This window comes from Terrabacter sp. AAH1, from assembly GCF_054456855.1.
In genome coordinates this window covers 33,144-52,731 of the sequence record NZ_JBTJJV010000019.1, presented here as the reverse complement: position 1 = coordinate 52,731, position 19,588 = coordinate 33,144, and the positions used below count along the sequence as shown (strand labels likewise).

Annotated in this window: 16 protein-coding genes; 9 read left to right on the top strand and 7 right to left on the bottom strand. The window is 71.8% G+C overall.

Translation table 11 applies throughout. From position 1 onward, the window contains the following. The first annotated feature begins 140 nt into the window (after nt 1-140). On the top strand, nt 141-935 hold the full coding sequence (locus ACXR8F_RS20270) for an SDR family NAD(P)-dependent oxidoreductase (RefSeq protein ID WP_458803260.1): 795 nt from the start codon (nt 141-143) through the stop codon (nt 933-935). A gap of 4 nt (nt 936-939) precedes the next feature. On the opposite strand, the gene ACXR8F_RS20265 is transcribed toward ACXR8F_RS20270, so the two are convergent. Both ACXR8F_RS20265 and ACXR8F_RS20260 read right to left on the bottom strand, forming a co-directional pair. Beyond that, a complete protein-coding gene (locus ACXR8F_RS20265) occupies nt 940-1,425 on the bottom strand; it encodes a hypothetical protein (protein ID WP_458803258.1) in 486 nt (161 codons plus the stop codon). Then, on the bottom strand, nt 1,422-1,964 hold the full coding sequence (locus tag ACXR8F_RS20260; RefSeq protein WP_458803256.1) for an acyl-CoA thioesterase: 543 nt from the start codon (nt 1,962-1,964) through the stop codon (nt 1,422-1,424). Before ACXR8F_RS20260 ends, ACXR8F_RS20265 begins: the two co-directional genes overlap by 4 nt. 68 nt (nt 1,965-2,032) lie before the next feature. On the opposite strand from ACXR8F_RS20260, the gene ACXR8F_RS20255 reads away from it, so the two are divergent. The 3 genes from ACXR8F_RS20255 (at nt 2,033) to ACXR8F_RS20245 (ending at nt 6,753) form a co-directional block, all read left to right on the top strand. Further along, a complete protein-coding gene (locus tag ACXR8F_RS20255) occupies nt 2,033-5,476 on the top strand; it encodes a DEAD/DEAH box helicase (protein WP_458803254.1) in 3,444 nt (1,147 codons plus the stop codon). A 33-nt stretch (nt 5,477-5,509) separates the two neighbouring features. Further along, nucleotides 5,510-5,980 (top strand): heme-degrading domain-containing protein, encoded by a 471-nt coding sequence (locus tag ACXR8F_RS20250; RefSeq protein WP_458803252.1) that lies wholly within the window; start codon nt 5,510-5,512, stop codon nt 5,978-5,980. Between the two features lie 152 nt (nt 5,981-6,132). Then, nucleotides 6,133-6,753: a superoxide dismutase gene (locus tag ACXR8F_RS20245; RefSeq protein ID WP_458803250.1), complete on the top strand. Its 621-nt coding sequence runs from the start codon at nt 6,133-6,135 to the stop codon at nt 6,751-6,753. Nucleotides 6,754-6,810: 57 nt separating this feature from the next. Here the strand turns inward: ACXR8F_RS20245 and galK are convergent, their stop codons facing one another. From galK to ACXR8F_RS20225, 4 genes are read right to left on the bottom strand one after another with little or no spacing between them, the layout of a single operon-like run. Then, complete coding sequence (galK, locus tag ACXR8F_RS20240) at nt 6,811-7,968, bottom strand: galactokinase (protein ID WP_458803282.1); 1,158 nt, start codon at nt 7,966-7,968, stop codon at nt 6,811-6,813. After that, the gene (gene galT / locus ACXR8F_RS20235) at nt 7,968-9,107 is read right to left on the bottom strand and encodes a galactose-1-phosphate uridylyltransferase (RefSeq protein ID WP_458803248.1); all 1,140 of its coding nucleotides are present in this window, start codon (nt 9,105-9,107) and stop codon (nt 7,968-7,970) included. Before galT ends, galK begins: the two co-directional genes overlap by 1 nt. After that, nucleotides 9,104-9,883 (bottom strand): DeoR/GlpR family DNA-binding transcription regulator, encoded by a 780-nt coding sequence (locus ACXR8F_RS20230; RefSeq protein WP_458803246.1) that lies wholly within the window; start codon nt 9,881-9,883, stop codon nt 9,104-9,106. The genes galT and ACXR8F_RS20230 overlap by 4 nt, the downstream gene beginning before the upstream one ends. Before the next feature lie 2 nt (nt 9,884-9,885). After that, nucleotides 9,886-11,880: a beta-galactosidase gene (locus tag ACXR8F_RS20225; RefSeq protein ID WP_458803244.1), complete on the bottom strand. Its 1,995-nt coding sequence runs from the start codon at nt 11,878-11,880 to the stop codon at nt 9,886-9,888. A 336-nt stretch (nt 11,881-12,216) separates the two neighbouring features. Between ACXR8F_RS20225 and ACXR8F_RS20220 the strand changes: the two genes are divergently transcribed. From ACXR8F_RS20220 to ACXR8F_RS20210, 3 genes are all read left to right on the top strand, one after another. After that, nucleotides 12,217-13,632 (top strand): ABC transporter substrate-binding protein, encoded by a 1,416-nt coding sequence (locus tag ACXR8F_RS20220; protein WP_458803242.1) that lies wholly within the window; start codon nt 12,217-12,219, stop codon nt 13,630-13,632. Between the two features lie 76 nt (nt 13,633-13,708). Beyond that, on the top strand, nt 13,709-14,671 hold the full coding sequence (locus tag ACXR8F_RS20215; RefSeq protein WP_082080929.1) for a carbohydrate ABC transporter permease: 963 nt from the start codon (nt 13,709-13,711) through the stop codon (nt 14,669-14,671). After that, nucleotides 14,668-15,558 (top strand): carbohydrate ABC transporter permease, encoded by an 891-nt coding sequence (locus ACXR8F_RS20210; protein ID WP_045191146.1) that lies wholly within the window; start codon nt 14,668-14,670, stop codon nt 15,556-15,558. The genes ACXR8F_RS20215 and ACXR8F_RS20210 overlap by 4 nt, the downstream gene beginning before the upstream one ends. A 4-nt stretch (nt 15,559-15,562) precedes the next feature. On the opposite strand, the gene ACXR8F_RS20205 is transcribed toward ACXR8F_RS20210, so the two are convergent. After that, nucleotides 15,563-16,318 (bottom strand): helix-turn-helix domain-containing protein, encoded by a 756-nt coding sequence (locus tag ACXR8F_RS20205; RefSeq protein WP_458803239.1) that lies wholly within the window; start codon nt 16,316-16,318, stop codon nt 15,563-15,565. A 127-nt stretch (nt 16,319-16,445) separates the two neighbouring features. Here ACXR8F_RS20205 and ACXR8F_RS20200 point away from each other — a divergent pair, with 127 nt between their 5' ends. Next, nucleotides 16,446-17,345, top strand: a complete 900-nt coding sequence (locus ACXR8F_RS20200; protein WP_458803237.1) for a phytanoyl-CoA dioxygenase family protein — start codon at nt 16,446-16,448, stop codon at nt 17,343-17,345. Nucleotides 17,346-17,393: 48 nt separating this feature from the next. Continuing rightward, nucleotides 17,394-19,586, top strand: coding sequence for an alpha-galactosidase (locus tag ACXR8F_RS20195; RefSeq protein WP_458803235.1), 2,193 nt, complete (start codon nt 17,394-17,396; stop codon nt 19,584-19,586). The last annotated feature ends 2 nt before the right edge of the window (nt 19,587-19,588 follow it).

The following is a 19,588-nucleotide window of genomic DNA, read 5'->3' as shown; positions in this document are numbered from 1 at the left end:
GGGAACGCGAGGTGAACGGCTGAAGAACGTGCGCGCCAGTCTCATCGCGGCTCGGACGTAGCGACCATCGGACGTTGGTGCTAGTACCGGTTCGCGGGCACCGGTGGGCGTGCCGGAGCGCACCCCCTAGGGTCGGCCGTATGCCGTCTCGCCCTCCCCGTCGCGTCCTCGTCACCGGTGCCGCTTCCGGTCTCGGACTCTCGCTCGTGCGCGCCCTCGTCGCCCGCGGTGACCACGTGCTCGCGACCGACGTGCAGCCCGAGCGGCCCGCGGTGCTGCCGGCAGCCGCCGACTACCTCGCGCTCGACGTGCGCAGCGACGACGCGTGGGCCGCGGCACTCGCCCACGTGCGCGAGACGTGGGGCGGCCTCGACCTGCTCGTCAACAACGCCGGTGTCGCCGCCGGCGGCCGCATCGACGTCGCGAGCATGGACGAGTGGCACTGGATCGTCGACATCAACCTGCTCGGCGTCGTGCGCGGCTGCCGCACGTTCACGCCGCTCTTCAAGGAGCAGCACAGCGGCCACATCGTCAACACCGCCTCGCTCGCCGGGCTCGTGCACGCGCCCGGCATGTCGGCCTACAACACGGTCAAGGCCGGCGTCGTCGCGCTGAGCGAGACCCTGTCGCACGAGCTGGCGCCGCACGGTGTCACGGTCTCGGTCGTCTGCCCGTCGTTCTTCCGGACCAACCTCGGGACGTCCTTCCAGGGCGCCGACACCGAGATGGAGGACGCCGGCAAGAAGATGGTGAGCGGCTCGAACCGCTCGGCCGACGAGGTCGCGGCCACGGTGGGGCGCGGCATCGACGCGCGCAAGGAGATCATCCTCACCGACCGCGACGGTCAGATCGCTTGGCGGGCAAAGCGATTCGCGCGACCGGCCTACACCGCGGTCATGAAACGGGCGGCTCGTCGCGTCGCCCGGGGACGGTGACGCGCTAGCGCCGGGTCGCGCGCCGGACGTCGACCTCTGCCGGTGAGCCGGCACCCAGCACGCCCTCGAGGCTCGCCCGGAGCAGCTGCGCCGCGGCGAGGCCGTCCACGTCGAACGTGCGGCTGAGGTCCGGCTCGTCGTCGAGCTCCCAGCCGAGTGCGAGGAGGGCCTGCTGCTGCTCGCCCGTCAGGTCGGTGAGCCCCTCGAACTGCGTGTCGGCGATGCACTCCAGCGCGATGACCGACCCGAGGCGCCGGGCCTGCACGAAGACGTCGGGGACGTGGGCCGGGTGGTCGGCCGGCGGGCGCGTGCGTCGCCACCCGCGGTGACGCGCAGGGGCCCGCTCGGCGGCATACGCACTCGAGGCGCGCGACTGCACGTGGACGGTGAACGTCACCCAGTCCTCGTCGGCGAGGGCGGCGAGGTCGGCGGCGACGCGGGCGGTCCACGCCTCCCACGTCTCGTCGAGGGGGTCCAGCGGGTCGCTCATGCCGGCACCGGCACCACCGCCGTCTCCATGAGGCGGCGCAGGTGGTCGGGGATCGGGGTCGAGCGACGCGTCACGGAGTCGATCTCGACGTGCACCCAGTGGCCGAGGGCCTTGATGGCCGGGTCTGACGTCTCGGGGCCGCTCGTGCCGGCCCGGTGCGGGGCGTCGGGGTCGACGAAGAGACCGAGCTGGTAGGTGACGCTGCTCGTGCCGATGCGCGTCACCCGGATGCCGACGACGAGCGGGGTCGGGAAGGCGACCTCGGCGTAGAAGGCGCACCCCGACTCGGCGACGACGCCCTGCGTCGCGTCGGTGAGCGGGTCGACCGTCACGTGCTCGGCCTGCCAGCCGTTGATGGCCGAGTCGAACAGCTCGTAGTACACGGCGTTGTTGAGGTGGCCGTACATGTCGTTGTCGGACCACCGCGTCGTGACCCGACGGTGGACGGGGAAGTCCGCGAGGGTCAGGTCCCGTGGGTCCTGCGGGTCGTGCGGGACTCGTGGGTCTTCGGGGCCGCTCAGGTCGGGAGTGCCGGGCATGGGGCCCATCCTGCCCGAGCCTGTGGACGAGGCCCGGCGGTGTCGGCGCCCGAACGTAGAGTTCAGAGGTGGCGTGGAGCGTGGGGCGGGCGACGTGGGTCGGTGAGGTCACCGACCCCGACATCTCGCAGCAGGTCGGCACGCGCACCTTCGACCGCGGCCTGGCCTACGCCGCCGAGCGCCGGGTGCGCTCGCTCGCCACGCGCCCCGACGGACTGATGCTCCTCGGCACCATCGAGGGCAGCGCGTCCGACACCTACCAGACGATCATCGAGGCGCGGCCGCATCCCAAGGGCCGCGCCCACCTCTGGCACGGTCGGTGCAGCTGCCCGGTGGGCACCGACTGCAAGCACGTCGTCGCGCTGATGCTGACCGCCCGCGACGTCGCGCGCGGCGTCACGCTCGGCCCGCCCGACGAGGACGACACAGCGGCGGCCGGTGACGCAGCGGCAGCGGTGCAGGCGGTCAGCTCTCCCGGTCTCGTCGTGCCGCCCCACTGGGCCGACGTGCTCGGGCACATCCGGCCTCGCCCGGCCGAGGTCGCCCCCACCGCGTCGCGCCCCGAGCCGCGCGGCGACCTCATGCCCGCCGGGCTCTTCGTCGACACGGTCTACCGCGACCAGCGGGGGCGCCGCGGGGTGCCCGAGCTGAGCTACGGGCTGCGCCCCACGCGGTGGACCCGCGCCGGCACGTGGCACCGCACCCTGTCCTGGCACGACGCCCTGCCGCAGTGGCGGCCGGGCATCCGCTTCCTGCCCGAGCACGAGCGCATCATGGGCCGGCTGCACGACGTCGCCCGGCACGGCTCGGGCGGCACGACGTACTTCTCCGCGACGCCGCCGCTCTCGCTCGACGCGAGCGCCGAGGTGTGGCCGCTGCTGCGCGAGGCCCGCGCCGTGGGCATCGAGATCCTGCCGGGCGAGGGCGTCACGGGGCCGGTCCACGTCGTCGACGAGCCCGCCACCCTCGTGCTCCACGTGAGGCGAGCCGCCGACGGCACGGGCGACCTCGACCTCGACGTCGAGCTCGACGGGTTGCCACCCGAAGCGACCGGCGAGCGGCTGCTGCTCGGCGACCCGGTGCACGCCGTGGCCGTCGAGTCCGACGACGGTGCCCTGTCGTTCGTGCCGCTCGACCAGGAGCTCGACCTCGGGCCGGCCGCCCTCGAGTCGGCGCTCGCCGGCCTGCGCGTGCCCGCCGACGAGCGGGCCCGCTTCCTGCGGTCCGTCGTGCCCGGCCTGCGGCAGCGGCTGCGCATCCGGTCCGAGGTGCCGCTGCCGGCGCCCGAGGTGGCCGAGGCCGCCGCCCCCGAGCGAGTCACCGTGCACGTGCGCGTCGTCAGCGACGTGCCCGGCGAGGTGCGCCTCGACCTGGGCCACGCCTACGACGGGCGCCCGCGCCCCTTCACGACCGCCCGGTTCGGCACGGTGGGAGGTCGCGACCGCGACGCCGAGGCCGCCGCGGTGCGGGCGGCGACCTCGCTGCGCCGGGTGCCGGGGGCGTTGCGCTCCGACCTCGGCGGTCACCCGTACCTCGTGCCGCGAGTCGTGCTGACCGGGCTTCACGCCGCGCGCTTCGTCGGCGACACCCTCGCCGAGCTCGAGTCCGACGAGCACGTCACCGTCGAGGTCGACGGCGAGCTGCCGCCCTACGAGGAGGTCACCTCCGCGCCGGTCGTGCGCCTCGGCACGGGCGAGCGGCAGCGGGCCCCCGAGCAGGAGCGGGGCTCCGACGCCGGCGACTGGTTCGACCTGCACGTCTCGGTCGAGGTCGACGGCGAGGAGGTGCCGTTCGAGCCGCTCTTCGCCGCGATCGCCCGCGGCGACGAGATCATGCTCCTCGACTCCGGCTCCTTCTTCCGCCTCGACCGCCCCGAGCTGCTGCGGCTGCGCGACCTCATCGAGGAGGCCCGCGAGATCGCCGACCCCGAGACGGGCGAGCTGCGGCTCAGCGCCCACCACGCCGACCTCTGGGACGAGCTGGTCGCGCTCGGCGTCGTCGACGAGCAGAGCGCCCGGTGGGCCGCGAGCGTCGAGGCCCTCGGATCGCTCGAGTCGGGCCCGGTCGCAGAGGTGCCGCCCGACCTCAGGGCGACCCTCCGGCCCTACCAGCTCGACGGCTTCCGCTGGCTCTCCCGCCTCTGGGACGCCCGCATCGGCGGCATCCTCGCCGACGACATGGGCCTCGGCAAGACGCTGCAGGTCATCGCGACGCTGGTGCGGGCCCACGACCGCGGCGAGCTCGGGTCGGCGGGCGCCGACGCCCGCGGGCCGGTGCTCGTCGTCGCGCCCACGAGCGTCGTCGGCACGTGGATGGGCGAGCTCGAGACGTTCGCGCCGCACCTCGCGGCCGTGGCCGTCACCGCCACCGAGCGCAAGCGCGGGGTGCCGCTCGCCGACGTCGTCGCGGGCACCGAGGTCGTCATCACCTCGTATGCCGTCCTGCGCCTCGACGAGGAGGCGTTCCGGGGTGTGCGGTGGGGCGGCGTCGTGCTCGACGAGGCCCAGTTCGTCAAGAACCGCCAGGCCAAGACCCACGTCGCCGCGCGACGCCTCGGCGCCCCGTTCACCATCGCGGTCACCGGCACGCCGCTCGAGAACTCCCTCATGGACCTCTGGTCACTGCTGTCCCTCACGGCCCCGGGCCTCTACCCGCGCCCCGACGTCTTCACGAAGAGCTACCGCAAGCCCATCGAGTCGGGTGAACGGCCCGAGCTGCTCGACCTGCTGCGCCGGCGCATCCGGCCGCTGATGCTCCGCCGCACCAAGGAGCAGGTCGCGATCGACCTGCCGCCCAAGCAGATCCAGGTCGTGGCGCTCGACCCGCACCCGGTCCACCGGCACATCTACGACCAGCACCTGCAGCGCGAGCGGCAGCGCGTGCTCGGCCTGCTCGACGACCCCGACGCCAACCGCGTCGCGATCCTCGCGGCCCTCACCCGACTGCGGCAGCTCGCCCTCGACCCCGTGCTCGTCGACGAGGTGCACGCCGGCAAGGGCACCGCGTCGAAGATCGAGTTCCTCGTCGACCAGCTGCGCGAGCTCGCCGCCGAGGGGCACCGGGCGCTCGTCTTCAGCCAGTTCACGGGCTTCCTGCGCATCGTCGAGAGCGCGCTGACCCGGGCAGGCATCGACACGGCCTACCTCGACGGGTCGACGACCGACCGGCAGGCCGTCGTGCGCGGCTTCCGCGAGGGCGACGCGACGGCGTTCCTCATCAGCCTCAAGGCAGGGGGTTTCGGGCTCACCCTCACCGAGGCCGACTACGTCTACGTGCTCGACCCGTGGTGGAACCCTGCCGCCGAGGCCCAGGCCATCGACCGGGCCCACCGCATCGGCCAGAACCGCCCCGTCACCGTCTACCGCCTCGTGTCGGCGGCGACCATCGAGGAGAAGGTCGTCGCCCTGCAGGAGCGCAAGCGCGACCTCTTCCAGCGCGTCGTCGACGAGGGTGGCTCCCTCTCCGGTGCCATCACCGCCGACGACGTGCGCGACCTGCTCGGCCTGCCCTGACCCGGCTGCCGGCGAGCGTGGAGAATGGGGCTCGTGACCCAGAACTTCACCCTCGACGAGCTGGCCGCCCACGAGTCCGAGCTCGTCTTCGACCGGTTCGACGACGACACGGCCTGGCGCGTCGGTGTCGCCCTGCGCGAGGCGGCCCGTTCGGCGGGTCACCCCGTCGCGATCTCGATCCGCCGCAACGGCCAGCGCCTCTTCCATGCCGCCCTGCCCGGAGCCTCTGCCGACAACGACGGCTGGCTCGAGCGCAAGAGCGCGGTGGTCGACCGCTACGGCCAGTCGTCGCTGCGTGTCGGCGAGGGTTTCCGCGCGAGGGGCAAGTCGTTCGAGGGCGACTCGCGCCTCGACCCGATGACGCATGCCGCCCACGGCGGGGCCTTCCCCGTGACGGTGCGCGACGTCGGCTGCGTCGGAACGATCGCCGTCTCGGGCCTGCCGCAGGTCGAGGACCACCGCCTCGTCGTCGACGTGCTGCGCGCGTTCCTCGAGAACGGTTGAGCCGCAAGGATTTGACCTCAAGCAGGGTTGAGGTCTGAGAGTGGCGGAGTGGGTACGTGACCCACAGCCCGTGCCCACGGACACCCTGTCGACGGCGGTTTGCCCCGGCATAGAGTGGGCGGAGCCGGATGGTCTCCAGAAAGGAACGACAAGTGGCTTACACGCTTCCCGATCTCGACTACGACTACGCAGCCCTCGAGCCCCACATCAGCGCTCGCATCATGGAGCTGCACCACAGCAAGCACCACAAGGCCTACGTCGACGGTGCGAACGCCGCGGTCGCCAAGCTCGAGGAGCTTCGCGAGTCGGGTGACTACGCCTCCGTCAACGGCGTCGAGAAGAACCTCGCCTTCCACCTCGGCGGTCACACGAACCACTCCGTCTTCTGGAAGAACATGAGCCCCGACGGCGGTGGCCAGCCCGAGGGTGAGGTCAAGGCCGCGATCGACGAGTACTTCGGCGGCTTCGAGAAGTTCCAGGCGCACTTCAACGCCAACGCCAACGCGATCCAGGGCTCCGGCTGGTCCATCTGGGCCTGGGACACCATCGCGCAGCGGCCGCACATCATGCAGCTGTTCGACCAGCAGGGCAACATTCCCGTCGGCCAGATCCCGCTGCTCCAGCTCGACATGTGGGAGCACGCGTTCTACCTGCAGTACGAGAACGTCAAGGCCGACTACGTCAAGGCCTGGTGGAACGTCGTCAACTGGGAGGACGTCGCCGCCCGCCTCGAGCGCGCGAAGGCCACCACGGGCCTCATCATCCCGGCCTGAGCACGACACACCTGAGGAGGGCGGTCACCCCGGTGGGGTGGCCGCCCTCCGTCGTGCTCAGGCGTCGCGGTGTGCGGGGCCGGAGGCGGTCACCGTGAAGGACTGCGGCGCGGTGAAACCCGCGTCGGCGAACGCCACCTCGATGGCCGACGCGACGGTGTCGGCGTCGTGGGCCGGGACGATGGCGATGCACGACCCGCCGAACCCTCCGCCGGTCATCCGGGCGCCGAGCGCCCCGTGGGCGCGGGCCGTCTCGGTGGCGACGTCGAGCTCCTCGCACGACACCTCGTAGTCGTCGCGCAAGGAGGCGTGCGAGGCGTCGAACAGGCGACCGACCTCGCGGAGGTCGTCGGACTCGAGGGCGCGGACCGCGGCCTCCACGCGCTCGATCTCCGTGACGACGTGGCGCACTCGGCGGCGCACCTCGTCGGAGTCGAGCCGCGCGAGCGCATCGTCGAGCCCCGACGGGTCGATCTCACGCAACGTGTCGACACCGAGCTCGCGGGCGGCCTGCTCGCACGCCTCCCGCCGGGCGGCGTACTGGCCGTCCACGAGAGCGTGCTCGGCGCGGGTGTCGGTGACGAGCAGCACGTGCCCCTCGCCGCCGAGGTCGAACGGCACCTGGCGGGTGTCGCCCGAGCGACAGTCGAGCAGCAGCGCCGACCGCTCGTCGCAGAGCAGCGACGCCGACTGGTCCATGCCACCGGTGGGTGCGCCCGCGATGGTGTTCTCCGCCTCGACGCAGCGCGCCGCGAGGCGGGCCCGGCCCTCCGCCGACTCGAGCAGCCCGAGCGCGAAGAGGTCGCTGGCCGCAGCGGCCACGGCGCACTCGAGGGCGGCCGAGCTGGAGAGCCCCGCCCCGAGCGGCACCGTCGAGTCGACGAGGACGTCGAGGCCGCCGACCTCGTGGCCCTCCTTCGCGAGAGCCCACAGCACGCCGGCGACGTACGCGCTCCAGCCGCCGGGGCGCTCGGGCGAGATCTCGTCGAGCGATACCTCGACGAGCCCGTCCTGCTGCGCCGACGCCATGCGGAGCACGCCGTCGTCGCGACGGGACACGGCGGCATACGTTCTCTGCGGCAAGGCGATCGGCAGGCACAGGCCACCGTTGTAGTCGGTGTGCTCACCGATGAGGTTGACCCTGCCGGGCGCCGACCAGACGCCGGTCGGGGCCGCGCCGAAGGTGTGCTCGAACGCTGCCGTCAGCTCGTCGATCACGACGCCACCTCGCGCAGTCGGGCCGCCGCCCGCTCGGGTGCGACGTCGTTGACCCAGCCACCGACGCCCGACTCGGAGCCGGCGAGGTACTTCAGCCGGCCCGGTCCGCGGAGCACCGACATCAGCTGCAGGTGCAGGCGCGACACGTCACGACCCGTCTTGGCCGGGGCCTGCTGCCACGCCGCGATGTAGGGCAGCGTGACCGGCGACCCGTCCTCGGCGACGTAGTAGCGGTCGAGCCGGCCGAGCAGGTCGCGGTAGACGACGGCGAGCTCGTCGCGCTCCTCGTCGTCGAGCGCCACGAGGTCGGGCACGTCGCGGTGCGGTGCGAGGTGCACCTCGACGGGCCAGCGGGCCGCGAAGGGCACGTAGGCCGTCCAGTGCTTGCCCGAGCTGACCACCCTGGAGCCGTCGGCCTGCTCGGCGGCGAGGATGTCGGCCCCGAGCAGCCGGCCGGTGCGCTCGTGGTGGCGGCGGGCCGCCTCGAGCAGCGCCTTGGTGCGGTCGGGCACGTAGGGGTAGGCGTAGATCTGGCCGTGCGGGTGCGGGAGCGTCACGCCGATCTCACGGCCGCGGTTCTCGAACGCGAAGACCTGCTCCACCTCGGGGATGGCGCCGAGCGCCTCGGTGCGCTGCGCCCACGTGTCGATGACCGTGCGCACCCGTTCGACGGGCAGGTCCTTGAACGACGCCTCGTGGTCGCTCGTGAAGCAGACGACCTCGCAGCGTCCGACGGCAGGGCGGGTCCCGAAGATGCCGGACGGGTCGGGCACGTCGGCACCGAGTGAGGTGACGGCATACGACGGGAAGCGGTTCTCGAAGACGACGACCTGGTAGTCGCTCTCGGGGATCTCCGACGGCACCGAGCCGTGCCCGGCGGGGCAGAGCGGGCACTCGTCCTTGGGCGGCATGAAGGTGCGGTGCTGGCGGTGCGCCGCGACGGCGACCCAGTCGTCGACCAGGGCGTCGTGGCGCACCTCGCCCGACTGCACCCGCGGCTCCACCGGACGCTGGTCGTCGGCCGTGCGCTCGGGGGTGCCCGGCTCGTCGACGTAGATGATCTCGCGGCCGTCGGCGAGGTGCCTCGTCGTCATGCGGCTCCTCGTGCTGCTCGGGGCGCGGCTCGGGGTGGTCATGATGCCTCCACGGTCTCGAGGGAGCCGACCGACTCGCGCAGGGTCTCGCGGGCCCGTCCGGGCAGCCCCACGTCGGTCACGAACAGGTCGACCTCGGTGAGGTCGGCGAAGGTGCTGAGGCCCACGGTGCCCCACTTCGACGAGTCGGCGAGCACGCAGACGTGCCGGGCGGACGAGACGAGCGCCCGGTTGGTCTCGGACTCGACGAGGTTCGGGGTGGTCAGGCCGCTGCGGTCGTCGACGCCGTGGGCGCCGAGGAAGAGCAGGTCGACGTGGAGCGAGCGCAGCGCCGCGACGGCGACGGGTCCGACGAGCGCGTCGGACGGCGTGCGCACGCCGCCGGTGAGGATGACGGTCTGGCCGGGAGCGCCGGACTCGTGGAGCAGCTGAGCGACGGGCACTGAGTTCGTGACGACGGTCAGCTGCGGCACGTCCTTGACGGCGCGGGCCAGCTCGTACGTCGTGGTGCCGGCCGAGATCCCGATCGCGCTGCCGGCCTCGACACGCCGGGCCGCGGCCCTGGCGATCGCCTGCTTCTGCGCGAGCTGGAGCAGCGACTTGGCGGAGAACCCGGGCTCCTCGCTGCTCCGCGAGTCGTTGAGGGCGAGCGCACCGCCGTGCACGCGCTCGAGGAGCCCGTCGCTCGACAGCCGTTCGATGTCGCGGCGGATCGTCATGTCGGAGACGCCCAGGCGTTCGACGAGGTCGGAGACCTTGACCGCCCCCGACTCCTCGACGAGCTCGAGGATGACCGAGCGGCGTTGACTGGCAAGCATGTTCACTCCTGCCTGATGACGGCGGTGGCGCCGGCGGCGAGCCGGACGGAGCCGTCGACGACGGCCCCGGTGACGAGGTCGTACCCACTGGCCGACACGACCTGCTCGACGTCGGTGTGGTTGAGCAGGAAGAGCCAGGACCGCGAGCCGTCGCTGCGCCGGACCGCCTCGACACCACGGGGGAGGCCTGCCACGGCCGGGTCGACGGAGGCTGCTGCCAGGACGTTGTCGAGCAGCCGCCCGAGGGTGGCGTCGTCCGGCAGCGTGCTGAGGTACCAGGCAGCGCCGCCGCCGTCGACGTCGCGACGCGTGACCGCCGGTCGTCCCGCGAGCGGTCCGGCGGCATACGTGGTCAGCACCTCGGTGCCCTCGAGCGCCGTGACGTCCTCGCTCCACCACGTCCCCGTTCCGTCGGCGAGGGCGACCTCGCCACCGGGACCCAGCGGGAAGAACTCCTCGACCCTCACGCCGAGCAGGTCGCGGAACGCGCCGGGGTAGCCGCCGAGGCGCACGTGGTCGTTCTCGTCGCTGATGCCGGAGAAGTACGTGACGACGACCTGGGCGCCTGCCTCCGCGGCAGCGGCCACGGCGGCTGCGTGCGCGTCGGTGACGAGGTAGAGCTGCGGCACCACCACGACGGAGTATGCCGTCAGGTCGGCCGACGGGTGCACGACGTCAGCCGTCACGCCGCGGTCGTGGAGCAGGCGGTGGATCGTGGACGCCGCCTGCAGCGCGTCGAGCTCGGAGCTCGGCATGCACGGGCCCTCCGCGGCCCAGATCGCCTGGTAGTCATGGAGAACCGCGACCCTGGCCTCGACTCGGCTGCCGACGAGCTCACCGAGACGGCCGGCGATGCGGCCGAGCTCCTCGACCTCGCGGAACCGGGCGCTGTCGGCGCCGGCGTGGGGCACGACCGCGCTGTGGAACTTCTCGGACCCGGCCCGGGACTGGCGCCACTGGAACCAGCCGATGGTGTCGGCGCCGCGCGCGACGTGGGCGACGGCGTCGCGGATCGTCTGCCCGGGAGCCTTGGCGTGGTTGGTCGGCTGCCAGTTCACGGCGCTCGTCGAGTGCTCCATGAGCATCCACGGCGCGCCGCCGGCGAGGCCGCGGGTCAGGTCACCGCTGTACGCGAGCTCGGACCGCGGGTGCTCGAGGGCGTCGACGATGTAGTGGTCGGTGCTGACGACGTCGACCAGCGGGGTCCACTGCGAGTAGTCGAGGTGGCGGAAGTGGTCGAGCGTCATGAAGTTGGTCGTCACGGGAACGCCCGGCGACAGCTCGGCGAGCACGCTCGTCTCGGCGCGCAGGTGGTCGAGCAGCGCATCGGAGGAGAAGCGCTTGTAGTCGAGCACGTGGGTCGGGTTGTTGAAGGTCGTCGAGCGGCGCGGCGGCAGCACCTGGTCCCACGCCGTGTAGCGCTGGCTCCAGAAGGCCGTCCCCCAGGCGTCGTTGAGCGCGTCGAGGCTCGTGTAGCGGCGCTCGAGCCAGGTGCGGAAGTGGCGCGCGCACTCGTCGCAGTAGCAGGGCAGGTTGTGGCACGCGTACTCGTTGGAGACGTGCCACATCGCCAGCGCCGGGTGGTCGTGGTAGCGCGTCGCCATCTGCCGGGTCAGGGCGACGGCGTACTCGCGGAAGACCGGCGACGTGGGGCACCACGCCTGCCGGCTGCCCGGCCACAGCGTTTGGCCGTCGACGTCGACGGGCAGGATCTCGGGGTGCGCGGCCGAGAGCCACGGGGGAGGGGTGGCCGTAGCGGTCGCGAGGTCGACGGCGATGCCACCCGCGTGCAGCTTGTCCATGACGGTGTCGAGCCACTCGAACTCGTACTCGCCCTTGGCGGGCTCGAGCCAGCTCCACGAGAAGATCCCGAGGCTGACGAACGAGATGTTCGCGCGCTGCATGAGCTCCACGTCCTCGTCCCACACGGATCTGGGCCACTGCTCGGGGTTGTAGTCGCCACCGAGTGCGAGGGTCTTCGTCGGCCATGAGCGCATGGCACACAGAGTGTCGGCCCGCGACGCCCGATGTCAACAATTTCGAACACCCCGACCAGTGGCCAATCCGGTCGTGCCCAGAGGCGGGTTGCGCCTGATTGGGGCGCTTCGTCCTGGTCGGCCGTGCTCCTCGAATCCCTTTACAACGGTGTAAAATTGCACGTCAGACGGCTTTTCGGGGTCTCGGTTCCATCTCGGATGCCGCGACCCTGAACCGATCCCTTGACACGGCGCTGTCCAGTGGACATCCTCTGTTTGTTGTTGGAGGTTTCTGGTCGGCGTTGTTCGAAACCGTCACCTCCGGCACATCCCGGCACTGTGTCAAAGGAGACCGCAATGATCCACCCCCGCCGTGGGCCCTCACCGGCCCAGCAGGTGACCCCGTCCACCCCCCGAGGCCGCCGCCGCGTCGTGCGACTTGCGGCCCTTCTCGTCGCGCCGGCCATGCTCGCCGCGGCGTGCTCCAGCAGCAGCGGATCCGACTCCGGCTCGACGGGCGCGGGCGCCGGCGGCCAGACCAGCGCGGCAGCCTGCGCACCCACGGGTGGCAAGGTCTCCCTCCAGTTCTGGACCTGGGTCCCCGGCATGGACGCGGTCGTGGCCAAGTGGAACGCCAAGAACCCCGACATCCAGGTGGCGGTCAAGAACACGCCGGCCGGCAACGCCGGTACGTACCAGAACATGTTCAACTCGCTCAAGGCCGGAACAGCCCCCGACCTCGGCCAGGTCGAGTACGACACGCTGTCGAGCTTCCGCCTGCAGGACGGTCTCAAGGACATCAGCGGCTGCCCGGGTGTCTCCGACGCCAAGGCCAACTTCGTCGACTGGTCCTGGGCCCAGGCCCAGGTCGGCGGACCCGGCGTCTACGCCATCCCGCAGGACACCGGCCCGATGGCGCTCTTCTACCGCAAGGACATCTTCGAGGCCAACGGCATCTCCGTCCCCACGACGTGGGACGAGTACGCGGCCGCAGCGGCCAAGCTCAAGGCCAAGGGCATCGCCATCACGCACTTCCCGCAGCAGGACGCGAACTGGTTCGACGGCCTGCTCTGGCAGGCGGGCGCGAAGCTCTTCGACACCTCGGGTGACCAGGTCAAGGTCTCGCTGACCGACGCCAAGGCCAAGCAGGTCGCCGACTACTGGCAGAAGCTGATCGACGGCAAGCTCGTCGCGACCAACCTCCAGGGCTTCTCGCCCGACCTCTACAAGGCCTGGAACGAGGGCAAGGTCGCGACCTGGATCTCGGCGGCCTGGGGCTACTCGACGATCCGCGACAACGCCAAGGCCACCGCCGGCAAGTGGGCCGTGGCGCCCATGCCGCAGTGGAGCGCAGGCAGCAAGGCAGCCGGCAACTGGGGCGGTTCGACGACCGCCGTCCTCTCCTCGAGCAAGCACCCTGCCGAGGCCGCCAAGTTCGCCCTGTGGCTCAACAGCGACCCCGAGGCGCTGGCCCTCGCCAACGAGAAGGGCGGCCTCTACCCCGCCAACAAGGCCGGCCTCGAGCTGCCCGCCCTCACGAAGGGCGTGGACTTCTACGGCGGCCAGAAGGTGTTCGACGTGTTCAAGGAGGCCTCCGGCAACGTCGACACCAACTTCACCTGGGGCCCGATCATGACCGACACCAACCGGTTCCTCAGCGACGGGTTCACCAAGGCGCTCAACGGCCAGGGCACCCTCGGCCAGACGCTGGACTCCGCCCAGACGCAGACCGTGTCCGCTCTCAAGTCGCAGGGCATCAACGTCGCCCCGTGACCGCCCGGCCGTGGGCGTCGCTCCGGCGGCGCCCACGGCCCCGCGCCCCTTCTCTCGAGCGTGACCGGAGGCTCCCATGTCCACCCCGTCAGCAACCGACGCCATCGAGACCGGCAGCGGTGACCGAACACCAGCCCGACTGGAGACCGACCCGGGCAAGGCGCGGCAGCGCCGTCCATGGCTCTGGTTCCTGCTGCCCTTCCTCGTGCCCTTCGTGCTCTTCTACCTGCTGCCCATCGGGTACGCGGTCTACCAGAGCCTGTTCAAGATCCAGCGGACCGGCGGCCTGTTCGGCAAGAGCGAGCAGGTCTTCGCCGGGTTCGCCCAGTACGCCGACGTCTTCGCCGACGAGACCTTCCGGCAGGGTGTGCTCCGCGTCCTGCTCTTCGGCATCGTCCAGGTGCCGGTGATGCTCGGGCTCGCCCTCCTCACGGCGCTGCTGCTCGACTCCGCGGTGGCGCGGCTCAAGCGCTTCTTCCGCATCGCGTTCTTCGTGCCCTACGGCATACCCGGGGTCATCGCGGCACTGATGTGGGCCTTCCTCTACAGCCCGCAGCTCTCGCCGATCGTCTCGTTGCTCAACGACGTCGGCACCGCTCCCGACTTCCTCGGCAGCAGCCTCATCCTGTGGTCCATGGCGAACGTCACGACGTGGACCTACACGGGCTACAACATGCTCATCATCTTCGCCGCGTTGCAGGCGCTGCCCCAGGAGATCTTCGAGGCGAGCCGCATCGACGGGGCCGGAGGCGTCCGGACGGCGGTGTCGATCAAGATCCCGCTCGTCTTCCCGGCGCTGGTGCTCACGACGGTGTTCTCCATCATCGGAACCCTCCAGCTGTTCACCGAGCCGGTCGTCTTCCAGACCATCTCGACGAACGTGACCAGCGGCTACACGCCGAACATGCAGGCGTATGCCGTCGCCGCCTCGAACAACTACTCCTTCTCCGCAGCCCTGTCGGTCGTGCTCGCCGTGGCGACCTTCATCCTGTCCTTCGGGTTCCTGCGGTTCACCCAGCGACGAGGGGAGGCGCTGTGAGCGCTTCGACGCACACCGGTTCCCGACCAGCCAGCACGCGCGGTCCGCGTGAGGTCTCCCGGCTCTCGGTCGTCATCGCCATGGTCTTCCTCGTGGCGCTCGCCGTGTACTTCCTGCTGCCGGTCTACTGGCTCGTCGTCAACGCGACGAAGACCCAGAGCGACCTCGTGACGAGCAACGGCTTCTGGTTCGCCGACTGGGCGCTGTGGGACAACCTCAAGGGACTCTTCACGCGCGACGACGGCGTCTTCATCCGCTGGGTCCTCAACTCGGTGCTGTACGCCGGCATCGGCGCCGCGGTCGGCACGCTCCTGGCGGCCATGGCCGGGTTCGCCCTCGCCAAGTACCGTTTCCGCGGTCGCGAGGCGATCTTCTCGGTGATCCTCGGGGGCGTCCTCGTGCCGGCGACCGCCCTGGCACTGCCGCTCTTCCTGCTGTTTGCGAAGGCGTCGCAGACCGACACCATCTGGGCGGTGTTCCTCCCGAGCATCGTGAGCCCGTTCGGCGTCTACCTGTCGCGCATCTTCGCGGCGTCGGCGGTGCCGGACGAGATCATCGAGGCGGCCCGCATCGACGGGGCGACCGAGCGGCGCATCTTCTTCGGCATCGCCGCGCGGCTCATGGCCCCTGCTCTCGTGACGATCTTCCTGTTCCAGTTCATCGCCATCTGGAACAACTTCCTCCTGCCGAGGGTCATGCTCAACGACGCGAAGCTGTACCCGCTGACCTACGGGCTCTTCTACTGGCAGACGCAGATCTCGCGCGACCCGCAGCTGCAGACGCTCGTCATCGTCGGGTCCCTCGTGTCGGTGGTGCCGCTCATCGTGGTCTTCCTCAGCCTCCAGCGGTTCTGGCAGGCCGGCCTGGCTGCCGGGTCCGTCAAGTAGGTCGTCAGCGCATCCGCCGGCGGTACGCCGCCGGCGGCATGCCGACGTCCTGGACGAACCGCGCGTAGAACCGGCTCGTCGACCCGAAGCCGGCTCGCACGGCGACCTCGTCGGTGGTCAGGTCGCTCGACATCAGCAGGCGCTGCGCCTCGGCCGTCCGGCACTGGGCGAGGTACTCCGTGATGGTGACCCCGAGCTCGCGCCGGAAGGCCGCACGAGCAGTGCTGGGGTGCAGGTGGGCGACGGCCGCGACGTCTGCGACGGCGACGGGCTCGCGGAAGTGCCGGGCGACCCACGAGGCCATCGTTCGGGCGGACCGCGAACCGGGTTCCGGCGCCCGCCCGCCCGCTGCGGCCCGGGCGCCGTGGGCGGCCCGCAGCAGCCACGCCTCGGCTTCACGCCGAGCCGCGGCCCTCGGCACCGGTCCGGCGTCGATCTCCTCGGCCAGCAACGACATCGCCGGCGCGATCGTGGGCGGCGCGGCGAACGTGGCGACGGTGCCCCGGAGCAGCTGCGAGACGAAGTCGGGCGGCACGCTGCTCCACGACAGCACGTCGACGAGCGGGACCGTCAGCCAGGCGACGGCGGTCCCGGCCTCCTCCTGCCGCCCGACCTCGGCGAGCCGGTGGGGCACCCCTGCCCAGAAGACGGCACACCGGCCTTCGTCGACGGCATACGGGGTGCCGGCCACCTCCATGACCGCCGAGCCCCCGCGCGGGAGTGCAAGCTCGACGTCGTCGTGCCGGTGGGCGCGTGCCATGACCGGCAACATGCTCAGTCCGCAGGCGAAGCCGAAGTTCTCCACCAGCGGACGGCTCGCTCGGATAGAGGAAGAACCGGCGCTCATGTCGGAAGTATGCCGGGATACGCGTCCCTAGGCTCGCTGCATGACCACGCAGACCGTCTCTCCCTGGTCGCTCAGCGACGAACAGATCCGCTTCTTCGACGAGCACGGCTACCTCGTGCTCCGGGGGCGCATCGCCCCAGACCGCCTAGAGAGGCTCCGCCGCGCGTCGGAGCAGTGGATGGCCGACGGGCTCGACCCCGACCGTGAGCGCCCGGGCGACTGGCTCTTCGCCGACCGCCCGTCCGGCCGGGTCATGTACCGGGTCGACTACCTCCACGACAAGGGCCAGCCGGCCTCGCTCGAGCTGCTCGGCTCACCGGAGGTGCTCGGGATCGCCGAGAGCCTCGCCGGCCCGGACTTCGTGCCGACCTACGAGTCGATGGTGTTCAAGTCCGCCGGGGACGGCGCGCCGATCCCGTGGCACCAGGACGCGGTCCACAGCCGCCGGCACCGCATCTTCAACGTCGACGTCTACCTCGACGCCTCGCTCTCGGGGCACGGGGCGCTCTTCGTCGTGCCCGGTTCGCAGGGCCGACGCACGGACGCCTGTGCGCTGGCCGACGTCCACGGCTGGCAGCTGCCCGGCGCCATCGAGGTCGAGATGCAGCCCGGCGACGTGCTCGTCCACGACGACATGGTCGTCCACGGCTCACCGCCGTCTGTCGGCAACGCCCTCCGGCGCACGATCTACTTCGAGTTCCGCTCTGCCCAGAGCGTTTTCGAGGACGGTCCGTGGTCTCGGGACTGGGTCGAGCGGCGTCTGCGTCTGGTTCCGTTGGCGCTCGACGCGCACGCTCGCTGGGCTGCTCCGGCGGACCGCTTCGACTGGCGGGTGCCTGCCGACCTGCGTCCGGCGCCGAGCTCGGACGTGGAGTCGGAGCTGCGCATCGTGCACGAGGTGCACACCCCTGGCGAGTGGTGCAGCCCGGGGGTCGGCTGACCCGTGGACGAGCCGACGACGACCCCTCCCGGCTGGCAGGATCTTCACATGGCCCACCACCCCGTGCACCCACCGATCGTCGTCGAGTCCGCCGGGACCGCGCTCGTGCTGCAACCGCGCGCCGACGGCTCGGGACTCCCCGAGGTGCTGCACTGGGGGCCCGCCCTCCCCGGCGGCGGCGACACGTATGCCGTCCTGGCCCAGGTCACCGCGCCGCCCGCCCCGCCGAGCGCCCTCGACGAGCCGTGGCCGCTCACGCTGCTCCCGGGCGAGGCCGACGGCTGGGCGGGCACACCCGGCTGGGCAGGACACCGAGCGGGCGGTTCTGGCGCGGTGCGCTGGGTCGACGTCACGTGCGAGGCGGAGGGCGCGACGGCCGTCACCCGCGCGACCTCGCCTGACGGCATACGCCTCGAGCTGCGGCACGCCCTCGACGAGCACGGGGTACTGCGCGTCGACGCCTCTGTCACAAGCGTTTCGCACGACGCGGCGCCGCTCGACGTGGCCGCCCTGCGCGCGATCCTGCCCCTGCCGCTGCGCGCCGACGAGGTGCTCGACCTCACCGGGCGGTGGTGCCGGGAGCGGTCGCCGCAGCGCAGCCGGCTCGACCACGGCACCCACCTGCGGGCCTCACGCCGCGGCCGCACCGGTCACGACGCGACCCTGCTGATGATGGCCGGGACGCGCGGGTTCGACTGGCGCACAGGCGAGGTCTGGGCCGTGCACACCGCGTGGAGCGGCAACCACGAGCACCTCGTCGAGTCGCTGCCCGAGGGCGCCGGTCGCCACCACGCCGTGATCGGCGGCGGCGAGCTGCTCGCGCCCGGCGAGGTGCGGCTGGCCGCGGGCGAGACGTATGCCGCCCCGACGGTCGTCTTCGTCCACTCGACCGAGGGCCTCGACGGGCTCTCGCGCCGCCTCCATCGCAGCCTGCGCGCCCGCGCCGGGCACCCGTCGCGACCGCGGCCGGTGGTTCTCAACACGTGGGAAGCCGTCTACTTCGACACCGACCTCGACCACCTGAAGTCCTTGGCCGACACGGCTGCTCGCATCGGAGTCGAGCGCTTCGTCCTCGACGACGGCTGGTTCGGGGGCCGCCGCCACGACCGTGCCGGACTCGGCGACTGGGTGGTCTCGCGTGACGTCTGGCCCGACGGCATGGCACCGCTCGTCGACCACGTCAAGGGCCTCGGCCTCGAGTTCGGCCTGTGGTTCGAGCCCGAGATGGTCAACGAGGACAGCGACCTCGTGCGCGAGCACCCCGAGTGGGTGCTGGGGCCGGCCCAAGGAGCGCCCCGCGAGTGGCGCTGGCAGCAGCTGCTCGACCTCACGAACGACGCGGCATACGGGCAGCTGCTCGAGCGCATCAGCACACTCGTCGCGGAGTACGGCATCGACTACATCAAGTGGGACCACAACCGCGACCTCCTCGAGGCCGTGCACACGGTGGACTCCGGCGCCGGCCGGCGCGTCGACGCCCCTGCGGTCCACGAGCACACGCTCGCCTACTACCGGCTGCTCGACGACCTGCGCGGCCGTCACCCCGGGCTGGAGATCGAGTCGTGCAGCAGCGGCGGCGCGCGCGTCGACCTCGAGGTGCTCGACCACACCGACCGCATCTGGACGAGCGACTGCAACGACGCGCTCGAGCGGGCGAGCATCCAGCGCTGGACGAGCCTGCTCGTGCCGGCGGAGCTGATGGGCACACACATCGGTCCGGCCGGTGCGCACACGACGCACCGCACGGTCGACCTCGGTTTCCGCATGCTCACCGCGCTGCAGGGCCACCCCGGGCTCGAGTGGGACATCACGAAGTGCTCCGACGACGAGCTCGAGGCGCTGACGCGCTGGACGGCCCTCGCCCGTGAGCTGCGAGCGCTGCTGCACTCGGGCGACCTCGTGCGTTCCGAGACGCCGGACGGCACGGTGCTCGTCACGGGAACCGTCGACGCCGAGCGCGGCCGCGCGGCCTACTCGGTGGCACGGCTCGTGACCGGTCGTGACGCGGTGACCGGGTCGGTGCCGCTGCCGGGGCTCGACCCCGAGCGCACGTATGCCGTCCGCGTCCGCCCCGAGGCCGGCCTGCCTGCGGTCGTGCAGAACACCTACCCGGCCTGGTGGGAGCGGGCGCTCGACGGCGACGGCCTCACCGTGCCGGGCGCGGTGCTCACCGAGGTCGGGCTGCCGGTGCCGGTGATCGGCCCCGCCCAGGGCTACCTCCTCGACGTCCGCGCCGTCTGACG

Bases quoted from the DNA above. Each gene is read 5' to 3' on its own strand.
- ACXR8F_RS20270 (WP_458803260.1), top strand. From the start codon at position 141: ATGCCGTCTCGCCCTCCCCGTCGCGTCCTCGTCACCGGTGCCGCTTCC.
- ACXR8F_RS20265 (WP_458803258.1), bottom strand. From the start codon at position 1,425: ATGAGCGACCCGCTGGACCCCCTCGACGAGACGTGGGAGGCGTGGACC.
- ACXR8F_RS20260 (WP_458803256.1), bottom strand. From the start codon at position 1,964: ATGCCCGGCACTCCCGACCTGAGCGGCCCCGAAGACCCACGAGTCCCG.
- galT (WP_458803248.1), bottom strand. From the start codon at position 9,107: ATGACCACCCCGAGCCGCGCCCCGAGCAGCACGAGGAGCCGCATGACG.
- ACXR8F_RS20230 (WP_458803246.1), bottom strand. From the start codon at position 9,883: ATGCTTGCCAGTCAACGCCGCTCGGTCATCCTCGAGCTCGTCGAGGAG.
- ACXR8F_RS20225 (WP_458803244.1), bottom strand. From the start codon at position 11,880: ATGCGCTCATGGCCGACGAAGACCCTCGCACTCGGTGGCGACTACAAC.
- ACXR8F_RS20220 (WP_458803242.1), top strand. From the start codon at position 12,217: ATGATCCACCCCCGCCGTGGGCCCTCACCGGCCCAGCAGGTGACCCCG.
- ACXR8F_RS20215 (WP_082080929.1), top strand. From the start codon at position 13,709: ATGTCCACCCCGTCAGCAACCGACGCCATCGAGACCGGCAGCGGTGAC.
- ACXR8F_RS20205 (WP_458803239.1), bottom strand. From the start codon at position 16,318: ATGGCACGCGCCCACCGGCACGACGACGTCGAGCTTGCACTCCCGCGC.
- ACXR8F_RS20200 (WP_458803237.1), top strand. From the start codon at position 16,446: ATGACCACGCAGACCGTCTCTCCCTGGTCGCTCAGCGACGAACAGATC.
- ACXR8F_RS20195 (WP_458803235.1), top strand. From the start codon at position 17,394: ATGGCCCACCACCCCGTGCACCCACCGATCGTCGTCGAGTCCGCCGGG.